Source organism: Xanthomonas arboricola pv. guizotiae (genome assembly GCF_002940205.1).
Lineage (GTDB): Bacteria > Pseudomonadota > Gammaproteobacteria > Xanthomonadales > Xanthomonadaceae > Xanthomonas > Xanthomonas arboricola_C.
In genome coordinates, this window is the sequence record NZ_MDSK01000016.1 from 84,862 (window position 1) to 105,119 (window position 20,258).

The following is a 20,258-nucleotide window of genomic DNA, read 5'->3' on the forward strand; positions in this document are numbered from 1 at the left end:
GCGCTGCTTGGCCGTGCGCGGCAACGCATGAAAGTGGGCCGTTTCCCTGTGTCAGCAACAAGGATTTCCGATGTCGCCCAGCACTGCTGTTGTTCCCAAACGACTTGCCCTGCAGACCAGCACGCTCGCCACCGCGTTGATGTTCGCGCTGGCGGTCGCCGCCGTGCCGGCCGCCGCGCAGCAGCGTGGCGATGGCGTAGACGCTGCCACCCAGACGCTGGATCAGGTCAACGTCACCGGCACCCATCTGCGCCGCGTCGATGCCGAAACCGCCAGCCCGGTGGTGGTGATCGACCGGCAGCGTATCGAAGACAGCGGGCAGAACACGCTGGGGCAGCTGCTGCAGCGCTTGCCGATGATGGCCGGCTTCCAGGCCGGGCCTGCGCTCAATTCCGGCTTCAGTCACGGCCGCGCGCTGGTGTCGCTACGCAATCTCGGGCCCGAGCGCACCCTGGTCCTGGTCAACGGCCATCGCATGGCGGGGCCTGCCAGCAGTGTGGCATCGGCACCCGGCGTGGACGTCAATGCGATCCCCGCAGCGATGGTGGAGCGCGTGGAAGTGCTCACCGATGGCGCGTCGTCGGTGTACGGCTCCGATGCGATCGGCGGCGTGGTCAATGTCATTCTCAAGGACAAGTACGATGGCTTCGCCGCCACCGTGGACTATGCGCAGAGCACCCGTGGCGATGCCAATCGGCGCACGCTCGGGCTGGAATGGGGCAAGACCTGGGACCGCAGCGGGCTGATCCTGGGGCTCAGCCGCAACTCGATGAACCCGGTGTTCAATCGCGACCGCAGTTACGCGGCCAAGGCGGTGGAATATCTCGATGGGCAGGTCAGCGAGATTCGCGGCGGCAACACGCGCGCATTCCTGAGCGATGGGCGCAGGGTAACTCCGATCGACGGCGTACCGCCCGGGCCGGTGGGCCAGGATGCGTTCCGCCCATATCAACCGGCCACCGACAGCTACAACGTCTACGACGCGCAGTACCTGATCACCCCGATCAAGCGCACCAATGCCTCGCTGCACGGCAGTTTCGACTTCACCCCAAGCTTGCAGGGCTACATGGACGTGTTCTGGACCCGCAGCAAGACCACCTCGCGGCTGGACGCATTCGGCATGGAGATGCAGGACGCGGTGGACAACTACTACAACCCGTTCGGCGATCAGCTGGACCGTTACCTGCTGCGCTCCACCCAGGCCAACACGCGGGTCTACACCTCCACCATGTTCCAGACCAATATCGTCGCCGGCCTGCGTGGGCGCGTGGAGGGCACCAGTTGGCAATGGGATGCGGCGGCCGGCTACGCGCGCTACAAGGACACCCTGGTGCGCACCGGCTTCTCGATCACCTCGGCATTGAATAACGCGGTGGGGGCCTCGTTCCTGGACAGCGATGGCGTGGTCAAGTGCGGCACGCCGGATGCGGTGGTCGCCGGCTGCACGCCGATCAATATCTTCAATCCCAACGATCCGGCCACCATCGCCGCACTGCGCGGTACGCAGCGGCCGGTGGATCTGATCGACGAAAGTCAGATGCGTTTTGTCGACATCAGCGCCAATGGCGACCTGTTCAAGCTGCCCGCCGGCGCGGTGCAGGCGGCGGTGGGCCTGGTCTATCGCACCAACAAGTTCGCGCAGGGTACGACCAGTGACGTGGCCGCTGCCGATGCCGATGGCAACTGCGACTACAACGACGGCTGCATCCTCAAGCAGGGGCGCGACGAGTCGGTCAGGGAGGCCTATGCGGAAGTGCTGGTGCCGCTGCTGAAGGATGCGCCGTTCGCCAACGTGTTGAACCTGAATCTCGGTTCGCGCTATTCCAAGTACGACGCCTGGGGAAATACCACCAACAGCAAGGTTGCGATCGAATGGCGGCCGATCGCGAATCTGCTGGTGCGCGCCACCGGCTCGCAGGTATTCCGTGCGCCGGCATTGGGCGACCTGTATGGCTCGCCCTACAACGGTGTGGTCGACAACACCGGCGATTTTCAGGACCCATGCGAAGGCTTGACCGGCGCGCCCAATCCGGCCTGCGCGAATGTGCCCACCGATGGCAGCTTCATCAATACCGCGCAGTTCAATGTGGTGACGTCCGGCGCCAATAACGTCGGCTTTCAGCTCAAGCCCGAGCGCGGCCGCTCCTACAACGTCGGGCTGGTCTACGACCCGGATCAGCTGCGCGGGCTGTCGCTCAATGTGGACAGCTGGCGGGTGGTGCTGGACGACATGCTGAGCGGTGTCGGCCTGCAGCAAGTGGTCAACGATTGCTTCGAGGGGCGCGATGCCGCGTTCTGTCCATTGATTCAACGCGATGCCGCGGGCCAGCTGACGCGTGTGTCGGTGCCGTTCGCCTACAACAGCGGCAAGGTCGATATTCGCGGCTACGATGCCGGCATCCACTACACGCTGGCCGACACGGCGTGGGGGAGTCTTGCTGCCGGTCTGGATGCGACGTTCTTTTCCGATTATCGCTTCGCTGGCGATGCGCACAATTATGTCGGCGAAAATTCCAGCTGGGGCAATATGCCGCGGTGGCGCGCGGTGGCCAATCTTGTCTGGGACAACGGCCCGTGGCATGCCAGCTGGAATACCCGCTATCTGGGCCGTACCGTCAACGGCAGCCAGTACGAGGATTTCTGCGCAGACACCAACGCCGATGGAAGTTGCGCATATTTCCGGATCGGCTCGGTGGTGTATCACGATGCCTCGTTGAGCCGGAAGATCGCATCGCTGCATGCCACGCTTGCCGTGGGCGTAGACAACCTGGGCGACCGCAAGCCGCCGCGGTTCTATAGCTACTCCAACGCGGCCAATACCGAAGCGAGCACGTACGACACCCTCGGGCGGTATGTCTGGAGCCGGCTGCGAGTGGAGTTTTAGGGTGGCGAACACGCCGAGCAGGCGGCCGTCGGCGGGCGTGGACGGCACGCATGGAGCCGTCGTGGACGAGTGCTGCATGCCCTATCGCGCAGCGACCGCCTGGCGGTGAGCGCGGCCGTTCTGTTGGCTGCTCTTGATCGCCTGCGCGCACCCGGCGGGCCGGTGGTCGGTCGTTCGCGTCTGATCCGCATGGGTCTGATCGGCCGTGGGGCGCCGGCAAGCGCGTCGATTGCGCTGTCTTGCACGCAAAGGGAGGATGCATGAGGGAGTCGCGCCGGACCTCGTTTTTGGCTCGGCATCTCTGCTGGTTGCGTTTGATCCGCCGTATCGGTGCCGCTGCGCTGCTATGCACATGCGCCCTGCCGGGATGGCCATTGGCGGTGGCGCAGCAAGCACAGGTGGCCCAGCCCAACGCGATGATCGGCGAGCCGCTGTTCCGCGGCCTGGACCACCCGATGCCCGACAGCGCAGTGCCTTTTGCGCCGGGAGGGCAACTGGCAAGGATCTATGCTGCCGATGTTGCGCACGGGGCAGGGCAGGTGCCGGGCAAGGATTTCTGGATCGACCGCATGCTGGCGCGCGAGGGGACCGGCGGTGGCTTCGACGATCGCAATGACTGGCTGTTCAGCCGTGGCCGCGCCGCGTATCTGAAGCATCACGAACCGGATCAGCCGGGGTTCGTCGGGCAGGTGGCGTATTGGCATTCCACCAGTTACGACGCGCTGTTCCACCTCCATGCCCTGCTGGGCAAGCGCCCTGTCCAATGGAAGGAGCGTTCGCAGCTGCGCCGGCAGACGCCGAGTTATTTCACCACGGTATTCGAGGATGCCGACGCAGGCGTGCGCATGCGGCTGGTCAAATACATCACCGAGCAGAATGTGGCAGTCGCCAGCGTTGTGCTGTCCAGTCTGGACGGCGCAGCGCACACGGTATCGATGCAAGCGGTCTCGCCGATCGCCCAGCACGCAGATGGCAATGAGCTGACCGGCGCGTTCGACGCCTACAACAACATCACCACGGTATTCCCGCGCCTGTCCGGCGATGGCTTCCGCGTCGAGGGGCAGCGCCTGGTTCGCGAAGTAGCCGTCCCCGCGAGCGGCGATACCGCGGCGATCAAGCTGCAGCTTGGCATGCTCACCCGCGAGTTACCCGAAGCGCGCGCCGAATACACGCGTATCGCCGCGCAAACGCCGCAGCAGGCCTACCGGCAGCACGTGGCGCGCTACAACCAGTGGTGGGTGGACAATCTGCCGTACCTGGACACGCCCGACGAGAACATCGGCAAGAGCCTGTTCTACCGCTGGTGGGTGCTGCGCTTCAACTTTCTCGATGCCGACGTCCCCGGCAACGACTACCAGTTTCCGGTCGCTATCGAGGGCGTGCTTGGCTACAACAATGCGATCGTGCTGACCGCCGGTATGTTCCTGGACGATCTGAAGTACCTGCGCGATCCGCTGTACGCCTATGGCACCTGGCTCAGCGCAGGCGAAACCGCGGGCGGCGGCAAGTACACCGACAACCCCGGCTCGCCGGAGAACTGGTCCAATTCCTACGCGCAATACATCACCGCCGCGGCCTGGCGGTCGATGCAGATCCATGGCGGTCCCGCCGCACTGGCGGGCAAGCTGTCACGCTATGGCAGCGGTGATGTGGACGGGGTGCTGGCGGCCTACGATCTCAACCACAATGGCTTGATCGAATACGCGTGGGCGGCGATGACCGGTAACGATGCCGACGCGGTGTCGTTCAATTGGGCCGACCGGCACGGCCAGATCCGCATGGATCGCACCGAGAGTGCCTACGTGTACGCCAATGCGCAGGCGGCGGCGCAGGCGGCGGCGCTGGCCGGCGATACCGCCACCGCACAGCGCATGCAGGCCACCGCTCGCCGCATTCGCAAGGCGGTGCTGGAGGTGTTGTGGCAGGACCACAGCGATACGCCCGACTCGGTCGGCCTGTATGGCGAGTTGCTCAAGCATCGCCAGGCCGATGGGCCGCGGCTGGCGGTCGACTGGAAGGAAACCAACAACTACTATCCCTTCAGCGTGGGCTTGATGCCCAAGCAGGGCGAGACCGACGACGACCCCAAGTATGCGCGCGCGTTGCGGCTGTTCGCCGACGCGGCGCAATACCCGCTGTTCCCGTTCTATACCGCCAACCAGGTGGACATGCAGGCGCGCGACAGCGGCACCGCGACGGGCAGCAATAATTTTTCCACCATCAATGCGACCGTGGCATTCCGTCTGTTCGGCTCGGCCTTGCGCGATTACCCCAGCCCGTATTTGAACGCGCAGAGCTACCGCAAGCTGCTGTACTGGAACGCCTGGGCGCCCTACATCAATGGCGACAACCGCTATCCGGACCAGAACGAATTCTGGGCCGAGGGCAGCGCCAGCAACGGCGGCAGGATCGGCTATCGCTCGTGGATCCACCATACCCAGCTGGGTGCGACCAACTTCACCATGATCGAGGATGCGATGGGCCTTCGCCCGCGCAGCGACGACAGGATCGAGCTGTATCCGATCGATATCGGCTGGGACCATTTCGCTGCCGATAATCTGCGCTATCGCGACCGCAACCTGAGCATCGTCTGGGATCGCGATGGCAGTCACTACGGTGGCCGGCTGCCGCAAGGCTATACCGTGTATCTGGATGGCCGCCTGGCCTTCCGCGTGGATCGGCTGGCGCATGTGGTGTACGACCCGGCCAGCGGGCAGGTCAGTGCCGCGCCGGATGCGGTCAACCGCAACGGCGCCGCGCAGGTGCTCGAAGCGTATCCTGCGGCAGTGGCATCGATGACGCAGGTGCCGTTCGCCGCCGACGCGCGGATCGCGCAGGTCCTGGCCAAGGCCGGCGTGGATGTGTCGCTGCCGCCCGCGCGCAGTCGCAACCTTGCCGAAGGCGCACGTGTCAGCGCCAGTTTCGCCGCCGCCGGGCTGCCGGCGAAGGCGGCGCTGGACGGCAGTACCGCCAGTACGCCGTTCTGGGGGACCGCCGGCTCGCCGTCGGCCAGCGACTGGATCGCGCTGGACCTGGGCGGCATGCGCAGCCTGGATCAGGTGGTGTTGTACTTCTATCGCAGCTCGTCGCCGGACGGCGATCAGAACGGCTTTCCCTCGGGAACGCGGCCTGGCTACGCGGCCCCGTGGATCTACGCTGTGCAGTATCGGGACGGCACTGGCATGTGGAAGAACGTGCCCGGGCAGATGCGCGATGCCATGCTGGCCGAGGGCAATCGCAATCGGGTGCGCTTTCCGGCAATCCGTACCGCAGCGCTGCGCGTGGTGGTGACGCACGCAGGCATGGCGCGTACCGGCGTCAAGGAAATCCAGCTGTTCGACAGCGGTTTGCCGGCGCCGGCATCTGCGGGCAATACGCCGCCGCAGGTGCAGGCATGGCAGCTGGATACGCCCGGCGCCGATGGCGCGGTGGTGGTGCAAGGGCGCGTCGGCGATGACGGCCTGCCCACTGGCACGCTGCAGGTACGCTGGCGTTTGCAGCAGGCACCGGAAGGCGGCGATGCGGTGTTTGCCGATGCCGCCGCGCCGCAGACGTCCGTGCGTTTTACCCGTGCCGGGCGATACACCTTGCGGCTGGTTGCCAACGATGGGGCGCTGCTGGGGCATGCCGATGTGCAGGTGAGCGCACCGGCTTCTCGCCCCTTGCAGAGCATCCCGTTGCAAGCAATGGCCAGCGTCAGTGCGCAACTCACCGGGAGGCAGTACCGCGTGCAGGCCTTGCACGACGGTTCTATTCCACAAGCGGGCAGTGTTCCCAGTGGCAGCCTGCGCTGGGGCAGCTATGGGCTCGACCAGCCTGCAACGGTGTGGTTGCAATATCAGTGGCCACGCCCGGTGCGGCTGTCGTCCAGCGCGCTCTACCTGTGGAACGACCAACCCAACGGCGGGGTGGCCGCGCCTGCCGGCTGGAAGCTGCAGATGCTGCAGGGCGGACAGTGGCAGGACATCGTCAGCAAGCACGGCTACCCGATTGCCGCAGCGGCGAGCGGCGCGGCAAGCACCGCCAGCTTTGCGCCGGTCGTGACCACCGGGCTGCGCGTGGTGTTGACGACTCAGCCCACGGCCAACGGACGCGCCGCCGTCGGCGTAGACGAGTGGCAGGCGTTTTCCGAGCTGCCCAAACAGGTGGAGGCAATCGATCTACGCACGGCCCCCGGCCAACTGCCCACGCTGCCGCAGGAAATCACCGCGTTCTTTGCCGATGGCAGCGTGCTGCCGGTGGCGGTGCAGTGGTCCGAGTTGGCCGCAAGCCGCCTCGCTCGCGAAGGTGCGCTGGAACTGCAAGGGCTGGTGGAAGGCACGCTTCCGGTCAAGGCCACCCTCTGGGTACGTGCAACGCCTCCCGGGCAGATCAACACCGTGCAGCCCTTGCCGACGGTGAGCGCGGTGGTCGGGCATGTTCCGACGCTCCCAGGCTTCGTCACGGTGCAATACAACGATGGCTCGCGTGAACGCTTGCCGGTGCAATGGCCCACGTTGCAGCCCGCGCGTTACGCACAGCCTGGCGAGATCCAACTCACCGGCACGGCGCAAGGGCGCGAACCCACCGGCAAGGTGTCGGTGCCCCTGGTCGTGCAGATCAAGGCGGCTGCGCCATGATGCGCGCGTTCTCACGCGCGGTCGTGCTGGCCTGCGGCGTGCCGCTGGCCAGCGCTCCGGCCGGTGCCACCCAGCCGCCGCAGGCGACGCAGCTGTACTCACCCGGCAATCCCCTCCTCGCCGACGGCAGCACGTATTCCGCCGATCCGGCGCCGCTGGTGGCCGATGGCAGGCTGTACATCCTTGCCGGCCGCGATACCGCTGCTCCCGATCTCAATGCATTCGTCATGCCCGGCTGGCAACTGTTCGTCAGCAGCGATCCGGCCAGCGGCGTGTGGGCCCACTACCGCGATCTGCTGCGGCCGCAGCAGGCCTTTGCCTGGGCAGACAAGCGCGATGCGTACGCGTCCCAGATCGTGCAAGGTCCGGATGGGCGCTATTACCTGTATGCAGCGGTGCAGCAGCGCGATTCACCCAACCGCGATCCGTTCGCGATCGGCGTGGCGGTGGCCGACACGCCGCTCGGCCCGTGGACCGATGCGCACCCGCAGGGCCCAGTGGTCTCGCAGTCGGTGCCGGGCCGCAACGCCATCCAGAACATCGACCCGACCGTGCTGGTCGACGACGATGCGCGGGTCTATCTGTACTGGGGCACCTTCGGCGCGTTGTACGGTGTGGAGCTGCAGCGCGACATGGTCAGCTTCAAGGGCACGCCGGTCCTGGTGGACACGCTGAACGGCTATTTCGAAGCGCCCTGGCTGTTCAAGCGCAACGGCACCTACTACCTGGCGTATGCGGCCAACAATGCGGGCCGGCTTTCGCCATGCACGCCCACGCTGTATCACGCTTGCGTCGCTTACGCGAGCGCACCGACCGCACTGGGCCCGTGGACGTATCGCGGCATCGTGTTGCCGCCGCTGTCCTCCACCACCTCGCATCCGGGCATCGTTGAATTCAAAGGGCAGTGGTATCTGGTGTATCACACCGCCGACGCACGCGGCGGCGGACATTTCCGCCGCAGCGTGGCGATCGACCGGCTGCAATGGGACGACAGCACGCAACCGGCCAGCATCCGCACGGTCACCCCGACGCGGCGTGCGCAACCACCGACGCCACCGCAACGCAATCAGGCGCCTGCCGCGTACGCCACTGCCTCCAATGGCCCGGACATTCCGCGGCAATACTGGATGGCCGCGCTCAACGATGGCGTGGTCAAGGCCAATCCGCTGCCGCCGCAACTGTGGGGCAGCTGGACGCCGCACAATGCGCCGCGGCAATGGCTGCAATACAGCTGGGCGCAGCCGGTGACGCTGGAGCAAACGCGCATCATGTTCTGGGCCGACCAACCGGCCGCTGCCAGCGTCGGTGTAGCGCCGCCAGCGCGCTGGCATCTGGACTACCGGCATGCTGGGCAGTGGTTGCCGGTGCAGCCGAAGAATGGTTATGGCACGCGCACCGATCGCTATGAGGCGGTTTCCTTCGCGCCGGTGACTACGCGTTGCGTGCGCGTGGTGATGGATGCCTCCGGCCACGCTGGCAGTTACGCCGCGCTGGCCGTACAGGAATGGGAGATGCTGGCTGCGCAGCCACAACGCCTGCCGCACGCCACGGCAGCCGACAGCCTGCGCTGCGATGCGCCGTAAAGCAGCTGACAGCGCGTGGCGGGCGGCCGTCAAACCGATGCTGACAGCGTGTAGGCAGCAGCGTGCACCGGTGGTAGATGAATGTTCCGATTCCGCGCACAAACCGCGCATGCTTGCAAACGCGCAGCATGTGTTTCAGTCACACTTAAATGTTCTACCCAACACAGCCAGCAGATGCACCGGATGCCTGCGGCCAGCGCATTCGCGCCACCTGGCGATCTGTAGAATGTACATCCAGTGTCTCCGCCGCAGCCATTGCGGTCAGCGGCCCGGCCATCGTGCATCAACGCCACGCTTTCTTCCACACAGTCCATGAGGTCGCAGGTGCCACACATCCCCGCCATGCGCTTGCGCATCATCGCAATGTGGTGCGTGTCGCTCGCACTCGTGCCACTGCTGTCAGTGACTGCGGCGCCCCTTGCCGTGCCCACGCCAGCGCGGTACGCGCAGGCAATGGGCTTGTCCGATCACTATGCCTCGCTGGTGGACCGACAACCCACGGCGCCGGTATGGGTCGATGCCGGCCGTTTCCTGTATCGGCGCGGGTTGGCGCGCAGCAACCACACGCCAGCCATCGAATACCGCCTGGTGGAAGCCGCCAGCGGCCGCAACACACTGGCCTTCGATCACGCACGGCTGGCCGCAGCATTGACGCAGGCCGGTGCCAGGGCGGTCGACGCAGCGCAACTGCAGCTTGATGAGCCCACCCTGGAACAGCAACGCCTGAGCTTCCGGCTGGCGAAACTGGGCTGGCAATGCGATCTGCTGCGCTATCGCTGCGCGCATCTGCCCGAACGCGACCTGCCGACCGAATCGATGGACCTGCGGCTGCCGCTCAAGCAGGGCGAACGCCAGGCCAAGCTGTCGCCGGATGGCCGCTGGCGTGCCTGGGTGGAGCAAGCCAATGTGGTGATCGCGGCGGTGGGCAGTGGCGAGCGCAGCGTGCTCAGCCGCGATGGCAATGCGGACGATTACTACGCGCTCGACAGCATCGAATGGTCGCCGGATTCACAGCATCTGGCGGCGTATCGGGTCAAGGCGCCACCGCCGCGGATGGTCTATTACATTGAATCGGCGCCAGCCGATCAGCTGCAGCCGAAGCTGCATCAGCAGATCTACCCCAAGCCCGGCGATGTGTTGCCGGTGATGCAACCGGTGTTGTTCGACATTGCCACGCGCGCGGCGCATCCGGTGGCGATGACCTTGCTGCCCAATGCCTTCACCTTGAGCGAGATGGTGTGGTGGAAGGACAGCCGCGGGCTCACCTTCGAATACAACGCGCGCGGTCATCAGCTGTACCGGGTGATCGAAGTGGACGCACGCACGGCCACCGCGCGCACGCTCATCGAAGAGACATCGCCCACCTTTATCGAGTACTCCGAACTCAGCGGCGAGCATCGAAACGGTGGCAAACACGCGCGCCGCGATCTGGCCGATGGCAAGCAGATTCTCTGGGCATCCGAACGCGATGGTTGGGAGCATCTGTACTTGTACGACGGCCGCAGCGGCGAGGTGATCCGCCAGATCACCCGTGGCGAGTGGGTGGTGCGCAAGCTCGATCGCATCGACGAAGCCGCAGGTCAGGTGTACTTCACGGCCTCCGGCATGCAGCCCGGTGAAGACCCGTATTACCGCCACGCCTATCGCATCGGCCTGGATGGCACCGGGCTCACCGCATTGACGCCGCAGGCTGCCGATCATGAAGTGCGCTATTCGCCAGATGGGAAGTGGCTGCTGGATCTTTACTCGCGCGTGGATCTGGGCCCGGTGCTGGAGCTGCGGCGCAGCGCAGATGGCAGCCTGGCACGCACCGTGGAGCGCACCGATCTGAGCCGTCTGCTTGCTGCCGGATGGCAAGCGCCGCTGCCGTTCCATACCACCGGGCGCGATGGCAAGACCGAGATCTGGGGCGTGATCCAGCGCCCGCAGCAGCTCGATCCGCAGCAGCACTACCGCGTCATCGAATATATCTATGCCGGCCCGCAGGGCTCGTTCGTGCCGAAGAGTTTCAGCACCGCCACACCGCCACTGACCGCGCTGGGATTTGCAGTCGCGCAGATCGATGGCATGGGCACCAACAACCGCTCGCGCGCCTTCCACGATGTGGCCTGGCGCAATCTCAAGGACGCCGGGTTGCCGGACCGCATTGCCTGGCATAAGGCTGCCGCCGCGCAGTACCCGTGGTACGACATCGGTGGCGGTGTCGGTGTATATGGAACCTCGGCCGGCGGGCAGAACGCCTTGGGTGCGCTGCTGTTTCATCCGGAGTTCTATGTGGCGGGCGTGGCCAATTCCGGTTGTCATGACAACCGCATGGACAAGATCTGGTGGAACGAACAGTGGATGGGCTGGCCGGTGGGCCCGTGGTACAGCGAATCGTCGAACGTGGACAACGCCGCGCGCCTGCAGGGGCATCTGCTGCTGGTCACCGGCGACATGGACATGAATGTCGACCCGGCCAGCACCTTCCAGGTGGCCGACCGCTTGATCAAGGCCGGCAAGGACTTCGACCTGCTGGTCGTGCCGGGTGGCGATCACGGTGCCGGCGGCGACTACGGCAGGCGCCGGCTGCTGGATTTCTTCCTGCGCTGGATGCAGCAAGCGCCAACGCCGGACTGGAACCAGGCAGCCTCCACCGCAGCGCAGTGACGTCACCAGCCTGATCGGAACGTAGGCCCGGAGCAGCCGGGCCATGCACACGGATTGCCTGCAGGTTTGACACAAGCACCGTCATCCTGGCGTGTTGCACTGGAGAATGTCATGCAGCATCGAACACGTGTCATTACCCGATGGGCGTTGGCAACAGCCTTGTCGGTCGCCCTTCCCGGGCTCGCTCTTGCGGCGGACACAGTGGGGTGTCAGTCGTTGTCGCAGTCCTTGCCGTGGGGCAGCGCACAACCGCAGCGTCTGTGGACGCCGACCAATGCAGCGGCTGGATAGAACGCCATTGGCAGTGCCGCAGGAGCGCCGTTCCAGGCCCGTTTGATCAATGCGTTTGGCGAAGATTCGGCGCTGTCGATGCGATCGGTGGTGCTGGAATACCCCGATGGTTGCCGACGCCGCTATCAACTGCTGTCCTTCGCAGCAGCGGACCGGCAGTACGTGGCAACGGTCGCCAAAGCGCATCCTGCGCGCGTGGACCCGCGACGCTATGTCACCGAGGCCGAGCCGGACACGATTACCCCGGCAATGCTGGCCAATGGCAGTGCGAAGAAATATGAAACCCAGCATTTTGCCTTCTGGTACGGAATGAACGCCGCCGCAGAAAGTTATCGCGACGTGGCCACACAGGGCGTGGCGTGGTCCAATTTCGTCAACCGCAGCGCAGCCTGGCTTGAAAAAGTGTGGCAGATGAATGCCGATGTGCTCGGTGCGCCAATGCCGTATGCCGAGCGCGCAGACGCCCAAACGCATCAATGTCTACATGTGCGTTACCGGGCTGCCGTATGTCGACGGTGGCGATCTGACCAAGTGCGGAGCCAGCGGCGGGCAGGCCATCGGTGTGTCGTCCTGGGCGCTTGGATACGGCTCGCACTCGATGGCGCATGAGTTCGTGCACACCTTGCAGTACTACAGCGGTGGCTATCGTAATCAGCAAGATGCCGGCCGGTTTTGGGAAACCAATGCCAACTGGAGCGCGTTCCAGACCGGGCGGATGGACGACTCTGCGGTAGCGTATTTCCGGTCAAATCTCGAGAATGGACCGTGCAGCTGCAGGGCAAGAGCGTTGCAGACCAGGCCGCTTGGCGTTTCACCTTGGTGAGTCTGGATGCACAGTCCCGTCCAACGTACGCACCGCTGGCTGCAGTGGAAGGTACGGCAACCGCCACGGTGAGCTTGTCGCCGCCGGCCGGCAGCGTGCAAACCTATCTGGTCGTCACTGCCACGCCGTATCGCTACAGCATCGTGCCGACCGTGGTTGACCAGGCAGCAGGCAAGACGCCGGTGCAGTTTCCGTATGAGGTCAGCATTACCGGTGCAACGCCCTTGGTCGGTCCGGCGACGCGCTGCTACGCCTACGCAGGAACCGATGGTCTGGATCAGAACTGGAACACCAACGGTCACCGTACTTTTGACACCGCTTGCCGATGAAGCGTTGACGTTGGCGGACGTCACAACTCCGCAGCGCCACGTCCATGCGATTCACGTGGCACCGTGCGCCTGCCATGTTGCAGGCTTGAACTGCATCGCGGTGGGTTGCTCCTGCCCGCGAACCATGCTGTTTTCCGCATGCCTTATCGCCAAATGCGACAAGACGCAGCGCGTGCGCACAGGCACATTGTGACCAGCTGATGAAACTGGAGCGCATGGGCGCCTCCGGTGCGGAACCAATGCCCTTACGACAACGCGCGCTGCTGCGTGACCCTGTGTGGTCGTGCGCGTCGCAGGTTGTCTGCGTGTCTGCAGCACGGCGCTGGCGACAGGTTTCGCTGCGTGCGCGTCTGCCATCCATTTGTCCTGCGCTGGCGTCCGCCGGCACGGGCGTGTGTTGCCCATCGTTTGTCTGCCATACCAATCAGGAGCCTTGCATGCCGATGTCGCTGTTGCCTTTCTCCCGGACCACCGGCACGCGCCCGCGCCCGGCGCCGAGCATGCTCAGCGCCGCGCTGCTGCTGGCGCTGTCTGCAGGCGTCAGCGCACCGGTCTCTGCGCAGCAGGCAGGCAGCGGCGGTGATGCGCCACAAACGCTGGACAGCGTGGTCGTCACCGGCTCGCGCCTGCGCCGCGTGGACACCGAGACCGCCAACCCGGTGGTCACGGTCAGCCAGGAACAGATCGCCGCCACCGGCAAGGCCACGGTCGGCGATCTGCTGCAGGAACTGCCATCGATCGCCGGCAACGCCACCAACCCGTACACCAACAACGGCGGCGGCACCGGTGCCTCGGCGATCTCGCTGCGCGGCCTGGGCGACAAGCGCACGCTGGTGCTGGTCAACGGTATTCGTCTGGCCTACAACGACGTCAACGCGATTCCGTCCAGCATGATCGAACGCATCGAAGTGCTCAGCGACGGCGCCTCTGCGGTGTATGGCTCCGACGCCATCGGCGGCGTGGTCAATTTCATCCTGCGCACGCATTTCGATGGTGTGCAGGTCAGCAGCGACTTCGGCACCAGCAGCGAAGGCGACGGCAACCGTCGCAATTTCACCCTGACCACCGGCAAGACCTGGGAGCGCGGCAGCCTGATCGGCGGGCTGTCGTACCACAACATCGATCCGGTCTCGGCAGCGGCGCGCGATTATTCCAAGGACGCGCTTGCGTTGACCAACGGGCAACCGGTGAAGCAGGGTTCGTCCGCAACGCCGACCGGTACCGTGAACTTCAACGATGGTTCGGATCAGTCCACGCAGCTTGCGCGAGCCAACGGCTGCGGGCGCGTCACCCTCAACAGCGGCGTCAGCGGTCGCGCCGGTCCGGGCGATTTCCATTGTTACAACGCCAGCGCCGACTCCTACAACTACCAACCGTTCAACCTGTTGCAGACCCCGCAGAAGCGCACCAACGCGTTCTTGCTGGGCACCTATCGCTTCACCGACAACGTGGAGGGCTACGTCAACACCTGGTTCAGCAAGACCGAATCCGCCTCGATCATCGCGCCGATTCCGATCTTCTCCAACGGCGACAACATCCTGGTGTCGGCGCAGAGTTACTACAATCCGTTCGGCGTGAACTTCGGCACCGATCGCAGCACCGGTACCTCCTACAACGACCTCAACACGCGCGCTACCGTGCTGGGCAATCGCAGCTATCAGTACAACACCTACAACTTCCAGATCAGCCCCGGCCTGCGCGGCCGTTTCGGCGACAGTTCCTGGCAGTGGGATGCCACCTTCAACTACGGCAAGGTCAAGCAGAAGTCGGTCAACAACGGCTTTCTCGACTATGCCGCGTTCAATCAGGCCATCGGCCCCTCGTTCCTGGACAGCGATGGCGTGGTCAAGTGCGGCAGTGCGGGGGCGGCGATCGCCGGTTGCAGCCCGCTGAACTTCTTCAACCTCAACGACAGCGCCAATCTGGCCACGTTGCAGGGCATGGTGGTCAATCCCATCGTCACCAGCGTGTACACGGTCAAGCAATTCGAAGCCAATGCCAACGGCACGTTGTTCGAGTTGCCTGCTGGCGCGGCCAGCCTGGCGGCCGGCATTTCGTACCGCAAGGAGCGCTCCACCACCGCCTCGGACCCGCTCTGGACCGGCGATGAAAACGGCCTGTGCGGGGTAATCGAATTCTGCTCCTCCACCTTGAGCGGCAGTTTCGACGTCAAGGAAGCCTATGCCGAAGCGCTGTTCCCGCTGCTCAAGGATCTGCCCGGCATCAATGCGCTGAACGTCACCGTGGGCACGCGTTTTTCCGACTACAGCTCGGTGGGCAGCAAGACCAACAGCAAACTGTCGCTGGAATATCGCCCGATCGAGAACCTGCTGATTCGCGGCACGGTCTCGGAGGTGTTCCGCGCGCCCAACATCAACGAGCTCTACGCCGGCGTGGCCGGCGATGCGGCCACCGTCAACGACCCGTGCAATGGCTATACCGGTGGCAATAGCGTGGCCTGTGCGAATGTGCCCACCGATGGCAGCTACCAGCAATCCGATGGCCAGGTGTCGGGCAAGGTCTCCGGCGCGGCGGTGGCGGGTTATCAGCTCAAGCCGGAGACCGGCAAGTCCTACGACGTGGGGCTGGTGTACGACCCGCAGTGGATCGACGGCCTGTCGCTGAGCGCGGACTGGTGGCGCATCGATCTGGAAGACACCATCACCACCGTGTCTGCGCAGACCGTGCTCAATCAATGCTTCGCCAACCCCGCCAGCGCGTTCTGCGCGCTGATTCATCGCAACGGCAACGGCACCATCAACTACATCGCCGAGCCCACCGTCAACCTGGGCAAGCTGTGGGCCAAGGGCATGGACTTCAACCTGACCTACCGCGCGCCTGCAATGGCATGGGGCAACGTCACCGCGGGTCTCAACGGTACCTATCTCACCCGTTACGACGTATTGCCCGACACCACCGACCCCAGCTCGGTCACCATCCACAACGTGGGCCGCTACACCCAGGCCTACGGCAATTTCCCGCGCTGGCGCGCATTGGGCACGGTGAGCTGGGCATTGGCCGACTGGAGCGCCACCTGGCGCATCCGCTACGTGGGGCATACCGCCATCGGCAATTCGGATCCGGACCAGAGCCTGTCGGCCGACTCCAGCGAGCCGATGGTGGTGCGCAACATCGGCGCCTACGTCTACAACAATCTGCAGCTCGGCTACAACGTCGAGCCGTGGCACACGCGCTTCGAAGTGGGCGTGGACAATATCGCCAACAAGCAGCCGCCGCTGTATTACTCCAACAATGTCGGCAACGCCAATACCGATGTGGCCACCTACGATCTGCTGGGTCGGTTCTATTGGGCACGCGCGACGGTGACGTTCTGAGTGCGCTGGTGTCTTGCTGCGCTGCGCGGCCGGGTGCGACCGGTTGCGCAGCCAGCATGCACGGCGAGCACAATGCCGGCGGAAGGGTCTGTACGATTGTTGCAACCGCGCGCGCAGTGCGTGCGCGCCATCAGGAGTGAAGCTGATCCCATGACGGAGACGCACGCAAGCGAATCGATCTGCAGCCACACGCCGTCGCTGTCGCGGCGCCGTTTTCTGGCCTGGAGCAGTCTGGCGGTTGCGGCTGGCTTCCTGCGCTTTCCAGCCCAGGCCAGTGCCGCGCAGCCGGGCAGTGTGCGCGCGGTGCCGCTCGCCCGGGTCCGGCTCACGCCATCGCTGTTCCTGGATGCGCTGCACACCAACCGGCGCTACCTGATGCGGCTGCAGCCGGACCGCTTGCTGCACAACTTCGTGCTGTATGCCGGCCTGGACCCCAAGGCGCCGGCCTATGGCGGTTGGGAAGCGGACACGATCGCCGGGCATACGCTCGGCCACTACCTCAGCGCGCTGGCCCTCATGCACGCGCAAACCGGCGATGCGCAGTGCCGCGCGCGCGCCGGCTATCTGGTCGGCGAACTGGCGCGCTGCCAGGCGCATGCCGGCGATGGCTATGTGGCCGGTTTCACCCGCAAGAACGCCGCAGGCACCATCGAAAGCGGCCGTGCGGTGTTCGATGAGCTCAGGCGCGGCAAGATCGACCCGGCGCCGTTCTATCTCAACGGCAGCTGGGCGCCGCTGTACACCTGGCATAAATTGTTCGCCGGCCTGCTCGACGTGCATGCGCATTGCGATAACCCGCAGGCGCTGCAGGTCGCGGTGGGTCTGGCCGGGTATCTGCAGGGCATCTTCGCCGCGCTCGACGATGCGCAGTTGCAGAAAGTGCTGTCGTGCGAATTCGGCGGCCTCAACGAATCCTTCGTTGAACTGCATGTGCAAACCGGCGACGCGCAATGGTTGGCGCTGGCGCGGCGCCTGCATCACCACGCCGTGCTCGATCCATTGGTCGCCCAGCGCGACGAACTGGTGCACCAGCATTCCAATACCAACATCCCCAAGCTGATCGGTTTGGCGCGCGAGTACGAAGTCACCGGCGATGCCGCCTCGGGCGCGGCAGCGCGCTTCTTCTGGCACACCGTCACCGACCACCACACCTATGTGATCGGCGGCAACGGCGACCGCGAATATTTCCAGCAGCCGGACAGCATTGCGAAGTTTCTCACCGAGCAGACCTGCGAGCACTGCGCCAGCTACAACATGCTCAAGCTCACCCGGCATCTGTATCAGTGGGGGCCGCAGGCCGAGTTCTTCGACTATTACGAACGTACGCTGCTCAACCACGTGATGGCGCAGCAGCACCCGCGCACCGGCATGTTCACCTACATGACACCGATGCTGGCCGGCGAAGCGCGCGGCTGGTCCTCGCCGTTCGACGATTTCTGGTGCTGCGTCGGCAGCGGCATGGAGGCGCACGCCCAGTTCGGCGATTCGATCTATTGGCAGGACGGGCAGGGCGTTTACATCAATTTGTATGTGCCCTCCACGGTGCGCGATGCCGCCGGGCTGGACCTGACCTTGCACAGCGCATTGCCGGAGCAGGGCAGTGCATCGCTACGCATCGATGCCGCGCCGGCAGAGCAACGCGCGCTCGCACTGCGCGTGCCGGGTTGGGCGCAACAACCGCGCCTGCAACTCAATGGCCAACCTGTCGATGGCAGCGCCAGCGATGGCTATCTACGCATCACGCGCGTCTGGCAGCCCGGCGACACCCTGAGCCTGTCGTTCGAGATGCCGTTGCGCCTGGAAGCCACACCGGACGATCCCGCCTGGGTCTCGGTACTGCGCGGTCCGCTGGTGCTTGCCGTCGATCTGGGCGACGCCACCAAGCCATGGTCGGGCAAGACTCCGGCGTTGATCGGCGGCGATGAGGTCTTGCAGCGCCTGCAGCCGGTGGCAGGCAAGGCCGCGTTCGACTACAGCGACGGCAGCCAGCAGTGGCGCTTTTCGCCGTTCTATGCGCAGTTCGATCGCCGCAGCGCGCCCTACCTGGAGCATCGCGACGCCGCTGCATGGCAGCAGCATCAAGCCGAGCAGGCCGCAGCAGAGGCGAAACAGCAGGCGCTGGACGCGCGCGCACTGGACCGCATTGCCCTGGGCGACGAAGCGTCCGAAAAGGCTCATGGCCTGCAAAGCGAAAGCTCCTACGCACTGAGCTACCGCCGCCGCGCCGGCCGCGACGCCCGCACCGGCGGCTTCATCGCCTTCACCCTGCGCAACACCGCCCAGGCGCGCATCCTGCGCCTACGCTACTGGGGCGACGAAACCCGCCGCCGCTTCCGCATCCTCGCCGACGGCGAACTCATCGCCAACGAACGCCTGGACGGCAACCGCGGCCTGGACTTCGTCGATGTAGACTACGCCTTGCCTGCAGCAGTGGCGGGCCGCGCCACCTTGCAGATCCGTATCGAACCGGAGACAGGTTATTCGGCAGGGCCGGCGTTCGGGTGTTGGGTGCTGGAGTCGGCTTGAGTGCGTGCCGTAGCGGGCGCGCTGTCGATCTTGCTGCAGCGTGTCTTGTAGAGGAGGACGTCCTACTACCAGACGGCGAAGCGCAAGTGCACATCAATTCAGCACAACTTTCCGGCGCGTAAAACAAAGCCCCTCTCCCCTCGGGAGAGGGGTTGGGGTGAGGGTACGGGGCGAAGCTAGTGGCGTTCCAACCGCACGCAGACTCGCCTTTCAGCGTCACCGTATGGAATCTTCCGCCACCGTCACCACCAGTTCGCCATTACGCGCCGTGATCTGCAGCTTGCAGCCAACCGCAAACCCCAATTGCTCCAGCCACAGCCCGCGCAAGCGCACGCTGGGAATGCGCTGGCTGTGCGGCCGGCCCGGCGCTGCATCGTAGAACGCATAGCCCACCGTGCAGCGTGTGGGCGTGCGTGCCTTGCGGGGAGTACGTGGCTGCAGATCGTCTACGCGAGACCTGTTGCGACGGTCGAAGTCGGGGTTGTCCACATCGAACGTGGGCGAGGGCACCAGCCGCATGGGCTGCGCGTCCTTTACCGGCGTGGCTGCCCGCTTGGCGGAAGCGGTGCGCTTGGCATTTGGTTTGGACCGTTTGGTGGTTGAAGGTGGCGTCCGGCTCATCGCCTCACCTCCGCCAGCGCCATGGGGCGACGACGCCCAACAATCTGCACTATCGATACATCTGCCATGACAACGCCTCCTTCGAAGAACAGGCACCGTCGCCGGCCGGCGACGGGATGTCGGGAGGTTAGAAACCGCTCATAGCCGGCGGGCGTATTCCTCCCGAAGGAGTGTTGTATTAGCCGCCCTCCCGACGCAGGCATCGCGTCGGTTTGTACCTGCAGGCAGGCACAAAAAACCCACCAGTTTGACGGAGGTGGGTACCGCTATGAGAGGAGTTTCTACGCTCCTTGAGGTAAAGGTTGCTACTGGTTGCTCGGGATGTCAAGTGCCCTAAATAAAGATTCGGTAGTGTGAGTGGTCAATGCTAGAAACTTAAGCGTAAATCCGGAAATTAATAATTATTCGGTATAACCCAATCGGTTCATTGATCGATTGTGGTAGATCAGCCCGACTTTACTCAGACCGTCCCTAGCGCATTGATTTACTCAGTACTTTCTGATGTGTAATGACCCAGTGATTTCCTGCTCAGGTGCTACCTTTTGACGGAGAGCACGATGAGCCAAGTAATGGACGAAGAGATCAAACGCTGGACGGC

The 20,258-nt window shown here is 64.7% G+C and carries 10 protein-coding genes; 9 read left to right on the forward strand and 1 reads right to left on the reverse strand.

Annotated elements, in window-relative coordinates; all coding sequences use genetic code 11:
* The first annotated feature begins 70 nt into the window (after nt 1-70).
* From XarbCFBP7408_RS11715 to XarbCFBP7408_RS11745, 9 genes are all read left to right on the forward strand, one after another.
* Nucleotides 71-2,884 carry a TonB-dependent receptor plug domain-containing protein gene (locus XarbCFBP7408_RS11715; RefSeq protein WP_104563095.1) on the forward strand — a complete coding sequence of 938 codons (2,814 nt, stop codon included), beginning with the start codon at nt 71-73 and terminating at the stop codon, nt 2,882-2,884.
* 260 nt (nt 2,885-3,144) lie between these two features.
* Nucleotides 3,145-7,503, forward strand: a complete 4,359-nt coding sequence (locus tag XarbCFBP7408_RS11720) for an Ig-like domain-containing protein (RefSeq protein ID WP_104563096.1) — start codon at nt 3,145-3,147, stop codon at nt 7,501-7,503.
* A complete protein-coding gene (locus tag XarbCFBP7408_RS11725) occupies nt 7,500-9,086 on the forward strand; it encodes a family 43 glycosylhydrolase (RefSeq protein WP_104563097.1) in 1,587 nt (528 codons plus the stop codon). Before XarbCFBP7408_RS11720 ends, XarbCFBP7408_RS11725 begins: the two co-directional genes overlap by 4 nt.
* A gap of 312 nt (nt 9,087-9,398) precedes the next feature.
* Nucleotides 9,399-11,735, forward strand: coding sequence for a S9 family peptidase (locus tag XarbCFBP7408_RS11730; protein WP_104563098.1), 2,337 nt, complete (start codon nt 9,399-9,401; stop codon nt 11,733-11,735).
* A gap of 333 nt (nt 11,736-12,068) precedes the next feature.
* Complete coding sequence (locus tag XarbCFBP7408_RS23165) at nt 12,069-12,635, forward strand: hypothetical protein (protein WP_258072118.1); 567 nt, start codon at nt 12,069-12,071, stop codon at nt 12,633-12,635.
* Nucleotides 12,550-12,849 carry a DUF6055 domain-containing protein gene (locus tag XarbCFBP7408_RS23170; protein ID WP_258072117.1) on the forward strand — a complete coding sequence of 100 codons (300 nt, stop codon included), beginning with the start codon at nt 12,550-12,552 and terminating at the stop codon, nt 12,847-12,849. The genes XarbCFBP7408_RS23165 and XarbCFBP7408_RS23170 overlap by 86 nt, the downstream gene beginning before the upstream one ends.
* Complete coding sequence (locus tag XarbCFBP7408_RS23175) at nt 12,792-13,178, forward strand: DUF6055 domain-containing protein (RefSeq protein WP_258072114.1); 387 nt, start codon at nt 12,792-12,794, stop codon at nt 13,176-13,178. Before XarbCFBP7408_RS23170 ends, XarbCFBP7408_RS23175 begins: the two co-directional genes overlap by 58 nt.
* Before the next feature lie 437 nt (nt 13,179-13,615).
* Nucleotides 13,616-16,513 (forward strand): TonB-dependent receptor domain-containing protein, encoded by a 2,898-nt coding sequence (locus tag XarbCFBP7408_RS11740; RefSeq protein WP_104563099.1) that lies wholly within the window; start codon nt 13,616-13,618, stop codon nt 16,511-16,513.
* A 150-nt stretch (nt 16,514-16,663) separates the two neighbouring features.
* Entirely contained in the window at nt 16,664-19,039 is a 2,376-nt protein-coding gene (locus XarbCFBP7408_RS11745; RefSeq protein ID WP_104563100.1) for a glycoside hydrolase family 127 protein, read from the forward strand.
* Between the two features lie 216 nt (nt 19,040-19,255).
* On the opposite strand, the gene XarbCFBP7408_RS11750 is transcribed toward XarbCFBP7408_RS11745, so the two are convergent.
* A complete protein-coding gene (locus XarbCFBP7408_RS11750) occupies nt 19,256-19,660 on the reverse strand; it encodes a SymE family type I addiction module toxin (RefSeq protein ID WP_104563101.1) in 405 nt (134 codons plus the stop codon).
* Nucleotides 19,661-20,258: the final 598 nt, after the last annotated feature.

Bases quoted from the DNA above. Each gene is read 5' to 3' on its own strand.
- XarbCFBP7408_RS11715 (WP_104563095.1), top strand. From the start codon at position 71: ATGTCGCCCAGCACTGCTGTTGTTCCCAAACGACTTGCCCTGCAGACC.
- XarbCFBP7408_RS11720 (WP_104563096.1), top strand. From the start codon at position 3,145: ATGAGGGAGTCGCGCCGGACCTCGTTTTTGGCTCGGCATCTCTGCTGG.
- XarbCFBP7408_RS11725 (WP_104563097.1), top strand. From the start codon at position 7,500: ATGATGCGCGCGTTCTCACGCGCGGTCGTGCTGGCCTGCGGCGTGCCG.
- XarbCFBP7408_RS11730 (WP_104563098.1), top strand. From the start codon at position 9,399: ATGAGGTCGCAGGTGCCACACATCCCCGCCATGCGCTTGCGCATCATC.
- XarbCFBP7408_RS11740 (WP_104563099.1), top strand. From the start codon at position 13,616: ATGCCGATGTCGCTGTTGCCTTTCTCCCGGACCACCGGCACGCGCCCG.
- XarbCFBP7408_RS11745 (WP_104563100.1), top strand. From the start codon at position 16,664: ATGACGGAGACGCACGCAAGCGAATCGATCTGCAGCCACACGCCGTCG.
- XarbCFBP7408_RS11750 (WP_104563101.1), bottom strand. From the start codon at position 19,660: ATGAGCCGGACGCCACCTTCAACCACCAAACGGTCCAAACCAAATGCC.